Here is a 13,197-nt window from a genome sequence, read left to right on the forward strand (position 1 = left end):
TTACGCATTGAATTTTGTCGCACAACAGTACCTGCCTATCACAATAGGCTGCAGCCTCCGGATGAACGCCGTATGCTGATTTGCAATGACCACCTGAGGATATACCTGATGACTGATTTTCGTTCCGATACCGTCACCCAACCAACCGCCGCGATGCGTGCGGCTATGGCCAATGCCCCGCTGGGCGATGACGTATTTGGCGATGACCCTTCGGTCAACGCGCTACAGTGTTATGCCGCTGAATTACTCGGTTTTGACGCAGCCCTATTTGCACCTAGTGGCACCATGACCAATTTGATCGCGCTGATGAGCCATTGTCAGCGTGGTGACGAAGCCATTGTCGGGCAAAACTGGCACACTTATAAATGGGAAGCCGGTGGTATGGCGGTGCTCGGCTCTATCCAGCCACAGCCGCTGGCCAATCAGCCCGACGGTAGTCTGCTGGCTGCTGACGTGCTGGCAGCGATTAAGCCGGACGATCCACATTTTGCCCGCACTCGCCTGCTGGTCATCGAAAATACCACTGGCGGTCAGGTCCTCGGCCTCGATTACATGGCACAAATGGCAACGCTTGCCAAAGAACACCAACTCGCCTGCCACATTGACGGCGCGCGGATCTTTAACGCCGCGGTCGCTATTGCTACTCAGACTCAGACCGATCCGTATCAGGTCGCCCGCCAGCTGGTCAGTGGCTATGACTCGATTTCGGTTTGTTTGTCTAAAGGCCTCGGCGCGCCCATCGGATCGCTGTTATTAGGCAGTGCTGATTTCATCGCCAGAGCGCGGCGTGTGCGTAAGATGCTCGGCGGCGGTATGCGGCAGGCCGGTGGGTTGGCGGCGGCCGGATTGTATGCGTTGCAACATCATGTCCACCGCCTGCAGGATGACCATCAGCATGCGCAGCAACTGGCAAGCGGCCTGCAGCAGATCGTTGTTGATACCGGATTGGAAACTCAGTTTTCACTGCAAATGCCGCAAAGCAATATCATTTTCTGCGATCTGGACGCTGCGCTTGCACGTCATTTTGTGGCAGAATTAGGCAAACATCAGGTCCGCCTGACCAGCAGCACTTATCAGCAGTCTGGCCAGACGAAATCCCGCATCCGTTTAGTCACTCATTTGGATATCAGTCCGGCGCAGGTGCAAGCCATGCTTGCGTGTAGCCGCGATATTCTCTGCAATTATTAACGCCCGCCGTGCAGATGGTGGGCCTTGTTGAGGTCTGCCATGCTGCAGTTTTTCGAAAAATTAACCAACCCCTTTCCAGAAGCAGAACCGACGCAGCCGCCCAAGGGTATCTATGCGTTTTGCCGGCATTACAGCAAAGGCATGGAAATTCCGCTCGTCGTGATGGCGTTGTTAACTGCGCTGTTGGCCATGCTCGAAGTGTCGTTGTTTGGTTTTATGGGGCAGCTCGTCGACTGGCTGGTACAAAAAGATCCGGCGACTTTGTGGCAAACCGAACAGGACACGTTGATCCGTATGGGTTTGCTTACCGCCGTCGGCATGCCGTTACTGGTACTGATCCACTCCGCCGTATTGCACCAGACGCTGCTTGGCAATTATCCGATGGCGATCCGCTGGCAGGCGCATCGTTATTTACTGAAACAAAGCGTCAGTTTTTACCAGAATGATTTTGCCGGCCGTATCGCAACGAAGGTGATGCAGACCTCACTGGCCGTGCGTGAAACCGCCACCAAATTACTCGACGTGATGGTCTATGTGCTGGTGTACTTCAGCACCATGTTGTATCTGGTGTTTGACGCCGACTGGCGGCTGGTACTGCCATTGCTGGTTTGGCTGAGCCTGTATATCTGTCTGCAGGTGTATTTTGTGCCGCGGCTCAAAGATGTTGCCAGCCGTCAGGCTGACGCCCGCTCTGATATGACCGGCCGCATTGTCGACAGCTACACCAATATCAACACTATTAAACTGTTTTCCCACACCAGCCGCGAAGCCGAATACGCCCGCGACAGCATGTCACGTTTTTTACATCCGGTGTACGAGCAAATGCGCCTGGTAACCTGGCTGAATTTCAGTGTGCAGGCACTAAATTATTTGCTGGTTTTTTCAGTCGCGACTATGTCGATCTGGTTATGGACGCTGCAGGCCGTCAGTGTCGGCGCTATCGCCATTGCTGTTAGTCTGTCGCTGCGCTTAAACGGTATGTCGCAGTGGATCATGTGGGAAGTCAGCAGTCTGTTTGAAAATATCGGCACTGTGGCTGATGGCATCACCACATTGGCACAACCGCAGCAAGTGCTGGACAGTCCGGATGCACAACCACTGCAGGTCAGTGGCGGCGCTATTGCGTTTGATAAGGTCTGCTTCCAGTACGCCAGTCAGGGCAGAAACGTGCTGCAGCAGCTGGATTTAAATATCAAACCGGGCGAAAAAGTAGGTCTGGTTGGTCGTAGTGGCGCCGGCAAATCAACTTTAGTTAATCTGTTACTGCGGTTTTACGATCTGGAAACCGGCCAGATCCGCATAGATGGCCAGGATATCCGTCAGGTCAGTCAGGACTCGTTACGTGCGCAAATCGCCATGGTGACGCAGGATACGTCCCTGCTGCACCGGACGGTACGGGAGAATATTCTGTATGGCCGGCCCGATGCGTCTGAAGCGCAATTACTGGCCGCGGTGAAGGCCGCCGAAGCCGACCAGTTTATCGCAGAACTCAGTGATCCACGCGGTAATCAGGGTCTGGATGCGCAGGTGGGTGAACGCGGCGTGAAGTTATCCGGTGGTCAGCGTCAGCGGATCGCTATTGCACGTGTACTGCTGAAAAACGCGCCGATCCTGATTTTAGATGAAGCCACCTCGGCGCTCGATTCCGAAGTCGAAGCAGCTATTCAGCACAGCCTGAATCAGTTAATGGCAGGCAAAACCGTGATTGCCATTGCCCACCGGCTGTCGACAATTGCGGCGATGGACCGGCTGATTGTGCTTGATCAGGGCGCGATTGTTGAACAAGGCAGCCATCAACAGTTGATTGCCCAAGGCGGTATTTATGCTCAGTTGTGGGCGCATCAAACCGGTGGTTTTATCGGTCTGGACTAAACAGTTGTAGCATTGGCACTAAAGCAAAAAGAAGGGCTGCAACTGCAGCCCTTCTTTTTTAGCAACGACGGTTAACCCAGTCGTGGATCTGTCTCGGCGACACCAACTTGCTGTTGGTGGGCGATTTTGAACTGCAACAGGGCGCCAAACGGCTGCATATCGACCAGTTCCCGGAAGCAAATCCAGTCAACCAGGCAATACAAACTCATCGCCAGATAGTCCCACTGCGCAAACTCACCGGCAGCAACTTTACTGTTCAGAATTTTTAGTGTGGCCTGTACCCGTTCATGCTGCAGATTAAAAAATAATTTGTTGTCCCGGACATCAAAACCAGAACGTTTACACAGCAACAGTTCGACTAAAGAATCATTAGCTGCATTGATAATGGTCAGTAGGTTTTCCTGTGACCAGCTCAGCGGTGTCAGCAAAAACTTCTGGCTGAGAAACCGGTAGATCACACCGGAATCAAACACTACCTGATCACCGTCAGCCAACATTGGTACTTTGCGCGTTGGATTTAATGCAATTAAGCGTTCACGATCAGCCGATTCAAAAATATTCAGACTGATGAATTCATGCGGCCTCTCTGCCAGTAATAAGCGCAAACGACGAACATAAGGTGAAGATGTCGAACCATAAAGCTGCATAGTTTCTCCCAAGCAGATTATTGCAAACCAATTCTAACCAACTGACTTTTCAAAACAGGCAGCCCGCAGGCCGCCTGCTTTTTACTGCTGTTGAATACCAGATTGTTCAATCACCGGCTGACTGACCGGCTCCGGTTGCTGATACACCGGCTCAGGTTGCTGATACACCGGCTCAGGTTGTTGATAGACCGGCTCTGGTTGCTGATACACCGGTTCCGGTTGTTGATACACCGGTTCCGGTTGTTGATAGACCGGCTCGGGCTGCTGGTACACCGGTTCCGGTTGTTGATAGACCGGCTCTGGTTGCTGATACACCGGTTCCGGTTGTTGATAGACCGGCTCTGGCTGCTGATACACCGGCTCCGGTTGCTGATACACCGGCTCCGGTTGCTGATACACCGGCTCTGGTTGCTGGAATACCGGTTCAGGCCGTTGGTCCACTGGCTGTGGTTGTTCATACACCGGCTGTGGCTCTGGGTCTTGATAAACCGGTTGTTCCGGCATCGGTTGTGGTTCCGGCTGCAACTCTGGCTGCGGCAGCTGATCTGCCGGTGCAGGCAGTTCGCTGATTGGGGCCGGCTCAGTGGGCGCATCGGTCACTGGTATATTTGTCACTGGTTGTTCAAATACCGGCTGGTCATCGATACCGTCTTTATTGTTGTCGACCATTTCGCCAACTGGTTGCATCGGTGCCTGCGTATTGCCTTGATCTGGCGTCACGGCTACGGGCTCAGTCTGTGGATTTAACTCATTCTCCGGCTGAGCAAACACCTGCTCCCGTTCCTGCTGTTGACGGCGTAAATTGTCTAAATCCGGATCCGGCTGGTTGATGATTTGCTGGTCGCCCGGCAGTGCAACATTATTATCCTGACGACGTTCTGCCGCCCAGCGCCGGCGGTCGCCCTGATCTTCATAACGCCAGGCTTCACCACGGCTTTCACGCACCGGCTCATAAGAGGTGTGATACACCACGCCATGACGGTGCTGCGGATTATGTTGCCAATGGCGGCGTTCTTCATGCTGGATAATTTCATGATTGCGGTAATAATGCCGCGGCCGGTAGTCATGATGATGGATCACGACAATTTCATTACGTGGCCAATAAAAGGTCGAGAAATAGAAGCTGGGGGCCACTTGTACGCCGGCCCCCCAATAAAACGAGGCATGACGGCGATAGCCGGTCGGGTATGGCCAGTGTACCGGCGGGTATGAACGCCACCACCAGTCACCATAAACCACCCGGGTGTCGTACACCGGCACATAAATCACTTCTGGTCTGGCCGGCTCGATGACGATGACTTTTTCTTTACGCTCAACGCGTAAGTGTTCCTGATTTTTTAAATTACCGGCGGTATAGGCTTTTTCGCGCAGATTTTGCACCGTCGCCATCACCTGTTTTTCCTGGATCAGGAAGGCGTCGCCGAGTTTTTGCGTCCAGTCCAGTTCGTTATTCATTTTGGTCAGCAGCGGCGGAAAAGCGACCAGCGCGCGTACGCTTGGATCCCAGCTTTCGTTTTCAGCTGCTTTTAATGCCTGTTCCGACGTCATGCCAGGTTTGCCGGACAACCAGCGGGTGGCTTTGATAATTTCTAACGGGTAAGTGGCGGCGATCAGCACATGTGACAGCACAGTGTCCGGGTACAAAGCGACTGGCGCCAGCATTTGATCCAGCTCGGCCTGGGAGAAGAGTTTTTTCGCTTTGGCGGCAGTTGCCGGAGCGGCTGGTTTACTCAGCTGCGCAGTGGCTTTGGCTGCAGCCTGTTTGTCCGCAGCAAGCGCCGGAAACTGGGTAAATAATGCAACAGTAATGGCAGATAACAACAGTATTCGGCTCGACATCTATAGCTCCTCGCTGCGTGCGCAGCCCGCTTTGCACCTTACTGCGGATTATAACGCCGCAGCATTGCCCCAGTTATAGGGCCGGCATTCTGAACTCTTTCTGAATAACTAATTTTTTACGCTTTTGCGTACATTTGTTGCCATAACTTCGTCAAAGACACACCAGTTACTAAAGCGGTACCGGTTAACACCGTCAAGGCGCCAACCAGTGTATGCCAGCCGACTGTTTCGCCTAAAAATAACGCGCCCCAGCTGACACCAAACACCGGAATTAAAAAGGTGACCGTTAACGTTGGCGTGGCACCGATGTCACGCACCAGTGCAAAATACAGCAAATAGGCCACGCCGGTACAGAGCACGCCTAACATCAACAATGCTCCGGCTTGCCAGACGGTTGGCTCCGCGACCGGCGGTTGTAGTAGTGCCACTGGCAACAACCACAACAAAGCGCCCCACATGCTGCCATGCGCATTGGCGAACGGCTCAACCGCTTCGGCCCGTCGGGTGTAATGAGTGGCAAGACCATAACAACAGGCCGCCCCAGCGCCAGCCGCGATGGCCAGTCCCGCATCGGGTTGCAGTACCACAGCATCAAAACCGACCAGGATCCCCACCCCGGTCACCCCGAGCACCAGGCCAAATGCCAGTCTGGCCGACAGTGGCTGGCGGAAAAACAGCACACCGAGTACTGCGCCCCAAATTGGCGCCGTGGCATTAAGCACAGACAGCACCGACGCCGTTAACCAGTGTGCCGCATAAGCAAACAAGAAAAATGGTAACGCCGAATTAATCAGCCCCAGCAGCAGGAAATGGCGTACTTTGCCGCGCCAAATCAGCCGTTTGCGCCACAGCAACCCGATGATTGCCAAAAACAAAGCGGCGAGCCCGACCCGGCCTGTCATCAGTGCACCAGGGCCAAATGCCGGAACCGCTACACGGATGCATAAAAACGACGCGCCCCAGATCGCGGCGAGTAACAACAAGCGGCCGATATCTGCCAGTTTCATCAGCAAATTCCTTCTGTATCCGGCGCCATTTGGCTATTTATGCATTAAATAGCCTGACTTAAAGCTGAAAACGCTGCGCTGTAGCAAAAAAGCTGCGGCCTGATCTTGCATAGACAAGCAAAAATCCAGCATAATTGCCCTGCTTCATTTTTGCTTTATTGCTTCGGCCCATACGTTTTGTATGGGCTTTTTAATTTCTGCAGCTTGAGTATTGCAATGCTGACTCAGGCGTGCCCCGGATCATCCTGCCCAATCCGGCTGGCATCTGCCCCGCTTTGCGCGCGGTATTTGGCGTCTTCCCGTTTGTTATATGGCCGTGCCGCTTCGCCGGTCATCAATTCAAAGTTCAGCGCGCCAATTTTCATATTGGGCCTGAGCGCCAGCGGCAAGCGCCCGCTGTTATAAAACTCCAGCACGATATTGCCAGACCAACCTGGGTCGATCCGGTGTGCCGTCACATGCACCATCAGCCCCAACCGCGCCAGACTTGAGCGCCCGTCCAGCCAGCCGACGATGTCGGCCGGTAACGTAACAGATTCGAGGGTAATGGCCAGTGCCAGCTCGCCCGGATGCAGAAAAAATGCTTCATCATCGGTCAGCACAATTTCATCGCTCATCACGGAGTCCAACGCCTGTTGCACTTCTTCGCGCGGACCGGATAAATCAATGAATGGTGCGGCATAAGCGCGAAAGGTGCGGAATTTATGACCAAGCCGGATATCCACGCTGACCCCGCTAATCATATCGGCAGCCGGTCTGGGTTCGATCTGGATCCGGCCTTCCGCCAGATATTGTTCGATATCGCGATCACAAAGTCTCATGTTAATCATCCGTCATTATTATTTCGACAGCCTGTTGCGGGCTGAGCCGGGTTTGCCAGTATAAAGTGAAGATCAGCTGCTGTGCCATTTTTTGATAGATTTCAGCGGTTTGGTGGTCTTTTTGCAACACAATCGGACTGCCGGCATCACCGGCTTCACGGATGGCCGACTGCAAAGGCAATTGCCCCAGCACCGGCACCTGATAACGCTGCGCCAGTTCCAGCCCGCCGGCCGTACCAAAAATATCATCTTCGTGACCACATTGCGGACACTGATAAAAACTCATGTTTTCAATCAATCCCAACAGCGGAATATTGACCTGCCGAAACATCTGGATGCCTTTTTTCGCATCCGCCAGCGCCACATCCTGTGGTGTCGTCACAATCACAGCACCGGCGACCGGCAGTTTCTGCGACATCGTCAGCTGAATGTCACCGGTACCAGGCGGCATATCCACGACCAGATAATCAAGCTCCGGCCACAAGGTTTCATTGACCAGCTGCATCAGCGCCTGGCTGGCCATCGGGCCGCGCCAGACCGTGGCATTTTCCGGGTCGACTAAAAAGCCAATCGACTGCAGATGAATGCCAAATTTAAACAGTGGATTTAAATGTTTCTCATCTGGCGAAGTGGCACGGCTTTGTGCTTCGCCCAACATCAGCGGAATGGACGGACCATAAATATCAGCGTCGAGCAACCCGACGCGGGCGCCTTGTTGTGCCAATGCGACCGCGAGATTCACCGCTGTTGTCGATTTGCCGACACCGCCTTTGCCGGACGCGACCAGCACCACTTGTTTTACGGTGCTAAATGCCGCCGGCAACTCGTTACGCCAGCTGACAGTCGCCTGTAAACCCAGCGCCCGCGCATCCAGCTGTTGCTGCAGTTCAGCCTGCAGCCACGACGCCGGGAATGGCAAAGTGACGGAAAGCTCAGTTTTGTTGAGTGTTATGTCAGCGATTTCGCTCAGTGCCAACGGTAACACTGCGGAAAAAGGTTGACTCAACAGGCTGACAAGAGATTCAGGCCAGTCAGATTGTGGCGTGGTCGTGGATTTTTTCCAGAATGAAAACACAAGCTGTTCCTTGTATGGGCGACAACCAGATCGCGGCGACTCCATCGGTCACACGAAGATCACACGAATTGCTGCGGACAACTGCGCCGGCAGTGTCGCGCTTTGAGGCTGGCTATTGTATCATGTCGCCTATTGTTTTCATTGCATTCATCGATACAGAGCCGGTTCATGACGACACGTAAAATCTTAATCACCAGCGCCTTACCTTATGCCAACGGCCCTATTCACCTCGGCCACCTGCTTGAATACATCCAAACCGACATCTGGTCGCGTTTTCAAAAAGCGCGTGGTCATCAGTGTTATTACGTCTGCGCCGATGACGCCCACGGCACGCCCATCATGCTCAAAGCGCAGCAGCTTGGCCTGACACCGGAACAAATGATTGCCCAGACGTCAATTGAACATCAGGCTGATTTTGCTGAATTCCTGATTGGCTTTGACAACTATCACAGCACCCACAGCAGTGAAAATCAGGCTTTTGCCAGCGAGATTTATACCAAACTCGACGCCGGTGGTTACATCAAACGCCGCTCGATCAGCCAGCTGTTTGATCCGGAAAAACAAATGTTCCTGCCGGATCGGTTTGTTAAAGGCGATTGCCCGAAATGCGGCGCTTTGGATCAAAACGGCGACAGCTGTGACGTTTGTGGCGCGACATACAGCCCGACCGAGCTGAAAAATCCAAAATCTGTTGTGTCAGGTGCGACGCCGGTGCTGAAAGATTCTGAGCATTATTTCTTTGATTTACCGGCCTTTGAGCAAATGTTGCAGGACTGGACCCGTGGCGGTGCGCTGCAAAACGAGATGGCGAATAAACTGCAGGAATGGTTTAAAGATGGCCTGCAACAATGGGACATCAGCCGCGACGCGCCATATTTTGGTTTTGAGATTCCGGGCGCACCGGGTAAGTTCTTTTATGTCTGGTTAGACGCGCCGATTGGTTATCTGGCCAGCTTCAAAAATTACTGCAGCAAAACCGGCGTTGATTTCGACCAGTTCTGGCAGTTGGATTCGGACGCTGAGGTTTACCACTTCATCGGTAAAGACATCATTTATTTCCACAGCCTGTTCTGGCCGGCCATGTTGCATGGCGCCGGTTACCGCAAACCAACCAGTGTATTCGCGCATGGTTTTGTTACCGTTAACGGTGCCAAGATGTCGAAATCACGCGGCACTTTTATCAAAGCCCGCACTTATCTTGAGCATCTGAATCCGGAGTATCTGCGTTATTATTTCGCTTCGAAACTGACGTCAGGCATTGTGGATCTCGACCTGAACCTCGATGATTTCTCGCAAAAAGTGAATGCCGATCTGGTCGGTAAAGTGGTTAACATCGCCAGCCGTTGTGCCAGTTTTGTGACGAAAAAATTCAACGGTACTTTGTCGGCAACACTGGCTGAGCCAGAACTTTATGCCGAATTTGTCGCGCAAGGTGACAGCATCGCGGCGTCGTTTGAAGAACGTGAATATGCGCGTGCCATCCGCGACATCATGGCGCTGGCCGACAAAGCCAACCAGTATATCGACGCCAAAGCGCCATGGGTGCTGGCCAAAGACGACAGCAAACAACAGGAAACGCTGGATGTCTGCTCGATGGGCATCAACCTGTTCCGCGTGCTGATGCATTATCTAGCCCCGGTGCTGCCGAATATGGCGAAAGAAGTGGAAGCCTTCTTGAACAACGAGCTGCGTTGGGACAATTATCAGCAGCCATTGCTGAATCACGCTATCAATCCATTTAAAGCACTGATGCAACGCGTGGATCCGGTCAAAGTCCAGGCGATGGTTGATGCTTCCAAAGACAATCTGCAGCCTGTCGCACCTGTTACAGCGCCAGTAGCCGTCGCGTCTGCGACCGATAACATTGAAGCGATAGCGCCGACCATCAATATTGATGACTTTGCCAAGCTCGACCTGCGGATCGCCAAAATTGTCGGCGCTGAACATGTCGAAGGCGCGGATAAACTGCTGCGCCTGCAGCTGGATTTAGGCAACGAAACACGTCAGGTGTTTGCCGGCATCAAAGCCGCGTATCAGCCAGAACAGCTGGTTGGCCGTCTGACGGTAATGGTGGCAAACCTGGCACCGCGTAAAATGAAATTTGGTATGTCAGAAGGCATGGTGATGGCCGCAGGCCCGGGTGGCAGCGAGATCTTCCTGCTAAGCCCGGATGATGGTGCCACCCCAGGGATGCGGGTTAAATAAAACCATGAAAAACCGCAGCCCATGCTGCGGTTTTGTTTTTATGTGCTAGACCCGCCGGGTCTTGTGCTACGCACTAGAAAAAAGGATGAAGCATGGCGGCGACTATCCGCTCTTTTTCGTCATTGTATGGCGCCACCTTGTTAATGGTGCTGGCTGCCGGTTTATTAACGACCTATCTCGGTTTGAAGCTGGCATCGATGGACGTCGCCAAAGTCTGGATCGGCGCCATGATGTCCGCCTATTACCTCGGGCTGGTGCTAGGTTCAAAAATCGGCCATCGTTTAATAGCCCGGGTCGGCCATATCCGTGCTTTTGTCGCCAGTGCCGGCGTCGTGACGGCTTCGGCGCTTGGCCATGCGCTGGTAGAACAGCTGGAGATTTGGCTGGTCCTGCGCCTTATTGTCGGCATGTGTATGATGTGTCAGTACATGGTGCTGGAAAGTTGGTTGAACGAGCAGGCCGACAGCAAAAACCGTGGCACTATCTTTGCAAGTTACATGATTGTGTCTTATCTGGGCCTGGTGCTTGGCCAGGGCGCGATGAGCCTGAACCCGGAACTGACGATTAAACCACTGCTGCTGGTTGCGATCTGTTTTGCCCTTTGTATTGTGCCGCTGGCACTAACCCGGCGTATTCACCCGCAGCCATTAAAGCCGGCACCGCTACAAATCAAAGTGTTCTGGCAAAAAGTACCGCAGTCGCTGACTACCATCGCGATGGCCGGCGTGATTGTCGGCTCGTTTTATGGTCTGGCCCCCGCCTTTGCCGCCAGTCAGGGCATGAATACTGAGCAGGTCGCAGCCTATATGGCCACGACAGTCATGGCCGGGTTACTGGCACAGTGGCCGATGGGTAAATTATCTGATCGGGTCCGCCGTAGCCGGCTTATTCGCACTAACAGTGTGATTTTGGGCATTTTGGTGCTGGCGATGGCGCTGTTGCCGCTCAGTGGCTGGTTGCAGCTGGGTTTCACTTTTGTCTTTGGTGTGTTCGCTTTTACGTTGTACCCGCTCGGCGCAGCACTGGCCAATCAGAATATTGAACAACATGAACGGGTGGCGTTATCGGCGACCATCTTGCTGACTTTTGGCCTTGGCGCCAGTATCGGGCCTCTATTAGCATCGGCATTTATGCAACTGGGCGGCAGTAATATGTTGTATGCCTTTATGGCTGCAGTCGCCGCGCTGTTGTTTGTGCGCTTACAGCAAGTCAATTATCAGCAGAAACAAGCGGAAAAAATCGCGCCAAAGGACTACATGATGGCCGCCGGCGATTTAGTCGGCTCGCCACTGGCCGCAGCGCTGGATCCACGCGTCGACCAGACCACTGTCGATGCGCAGATGCGCGCAGCGCGTTATCCGCACACTGACGAGGTGGCCGCCGCAGCGGAGCAACAAGCGCAGTTTGAACTGGATTTATCGCTGCAGGAGCCGGATGCTGCCACGGCGCTACAGACTGCTCCGGACAAGCCCGTCGATTAATCGACCGTCAGCACCACCTTGCCCACCAACTGATTGCCCGCCAACAGCTGGTGGGCAAGGTCGGCCTGTTGCCACGGCAACACCTGCGCTATCACCGGGCTCAGCGCGCCATTTTGCAAGTGCGGGCCAAATTGCTGCATAAAAGCCGCGAGCAGCGCTGTTTTGTAGTCATCACTACGATTACGCAGCGTCGAGCACAGCAACTGGCCGCGTTTTTTAAACATCTGGGTTAAATCAAAAGCCGGCACGGTACGACCACCGAGCATCGCCAGCACCACAATCCGGCCATCCAATGCCAGCAGTTGCAGGTCTTTTGGCAAGTAATCGCCGGCGACCGGGTCGACAATGACCTGAAAACCCTGCGGGACTGCATCTTTGAGCACAGTGACAAAATCAGTTGTTTTGTAATTGACCGCCACATCAGCCCCCAACGCCAGACAGGCTGTCGCCTTGTCATCTGAACCAACCGTGACAGCGACATATGCACCGGCGGCTTTGGCGAGCGCAATAGCGGCAGTCCCCACGCCACTGGCGCCGGCGTGCAACAACACCGCCTGATTAGCCTGTAAACCGCCGAGGCTAAACATCGCCTGACAGGCAGTCAGAAACACTTCAGCAAAACCTGCTGCAGTGGTCACTGGCAGTGCTGCGGGCCTTTGCAGCAGATGTGCGGCCGGCATTCTGGCATATTGTGCATAACCACCACCGGGCACCAAGCCAAACACTTCTGCGCCCAGCCACTTCGCATCAGCGTGATCAGCGACAGCCACCACTGTACCCGCTACTTCCAGCCCCAGAATGTCACTGTCACCCGGCGGTGGCGGATAAAATCCGGCGCGCTGCACCAGATCGGCCCGATTCACTCCGGCGGCAGCCACTTTAATCAGCACTTCACCTTGGCTTAATGCCGGTATTGGCCGGCTGACAAATTGCAACTGGTGCCCGGCGTCCACTTCAATCGCCTGCATCGTTGCCGGCAACTCAGATAAAAAAAGCATGAGGATCCCTCTTTCCCGTGGTTCTGCACCGCAGACGCGGTTTTACTTTAGCTTTTTGCTCAGG

General features: G+C 53.8%; 10 protein-coding genes. 4 read left to right on the plus strand and 6 right to left on the minus strand.

Translation table 11 applies throughout. The features are described from left to right. Positions 1 to 108: 108 nt before the first annotated feature. A complete protein-coding gene (gene ltaE / locus ATY27_RS15440; protein ID WP_208931510.1) occupies positions 109 to 1,188 on the plus strand; it encodes a low-specificity L-threonine aldolase in 1,080 nt (359 codons plus the stop codon). 39 nt (positions 1,189 to 1,227) lie between these two features. Then, entirely contained in the window at positions 1,228 to 3,060 is a 1,833-nt protein-coding gene (locus tag ATY27_RS15445; RefSeq protein ID WP_208931511.1) for an ABC transporter ATP-binding protein, read from the plus strand. A gap of 71 nt (positions 3,061 to 3,131) precedes the next feature. Here the strand turns inward: ATY27_RS15445 and ATY27_RS15450 are convergent, their stop codons facing one another. From ATY27_RS15450 to apbC, 5 genes are all read right to left on the minus strand, one after another. After that, entirely contained in the window at positions 3,132 to 3,707 is a 576-nt protein-coding gene (locus tag ATY27_RS15450) for a glutathione S-transferase family protein (protein WP_208931512.1), read from the minus strand. A gap of 81 nt (positions 3,708 to 3,788) precedes the next feature. Further along, on the minus strand, positions 3,789 to 5,546 hold the full coding sequence (locus ATY27_RS20020) for a DUF3300 domain-containing protein (RefSeq protein WP_208931513.1): 1,758 nt from the start codon (positions 5,544 to 5,546) through the stop codon (positions 3,789 to 3,791). A 116-nt stretch (positions 5,547 to 5,662) separates the two neighbouring features. Further along, entirely contained in the window at positions 5,663 to 6,553 is an 891-nt protein-coding gene (locus ATY27_RS15460; protein WP_208931514.1) for a DMT family transporter, read from the minus strand. 224 nt (positions 6,554 to 6,777) lie between these two features. Beyond that, positions 6,778 to 7,374, minus strand: a complete 597-nt coding sequence (gene dcd / locus ATY27_RS15465; protein ID WP_208931515.1) for a dCTP deaminase — start codon at positions 7,372 to 7,374, stop codon at positions 6,778 to 6,780. A 1-nt stretch (position 7,375) separates the two neighbouring features. After that, positions 7,376 to 8,449 (minus strand): iron-sulfur cluster carrier protein ApbC, encoded by a 1,074-nt coding sequence (gene apbC / locus ATY27_RS15470; RefSeq protein ID WP_244151330.1) that lies wholly within the window; start codon positions 8,447 to 8,449, stop codon positions 7,376 to 7,378. 168 nt (positions 8,450 to 8,617) lie between these two features. On the opposite strand from apbC, the gene metG reads away from it, so the two are divergent. Both metG and ATY27_RS15480 read left to right on the plus strand, forming a co-directional pair. After that, entirely contained in the window at positions 8,618 to 10,654 is a 2,037-nt protein-coding gene (metG, locus tag ATY27_RS15475) for a methionine--tRNA ligase (RefSeq protein WP_208931517.1), read from the plus strand. Between the two features lie 92 nt (positions 10,655 to 10,746). Continuing rightward, positions 10,747 to 12,135 (plus strand): MFS transporter, encoded by a 1,389-nt coding sequence (locus ATY27_RS15480; RefSeq protein ID WP_208931518.1) that lies wholly within the window; start codon positions 10,747 to 10,749, stop codon positions 12,133 to 12,135. Here the strand turns inward: ATY27_RS15480 and ATY27_RS15485 are convergent. After that, positions 12,132 to 13,133, minus strand: a complete 1,002-nt coding sequence (locus ATY27_RS15485; protein ID WP_208931519.1) for an NAD(P)H-quinone oxidoreductase — start codon at positions 13,131 to 13,133, stop codon at positions 12,132 to 12,134. The two genes, ATY27_RS15480 and ATY27_RS15485, sit on opposite strands and share 4 nt — an antisense overlap. Between the last annotated feature and the right edge of the window lie 64 nt (positions 13,134 to 13,197).

This window comes from Rheinheimera sp. F8 (genome assembly GCF_001518915.1).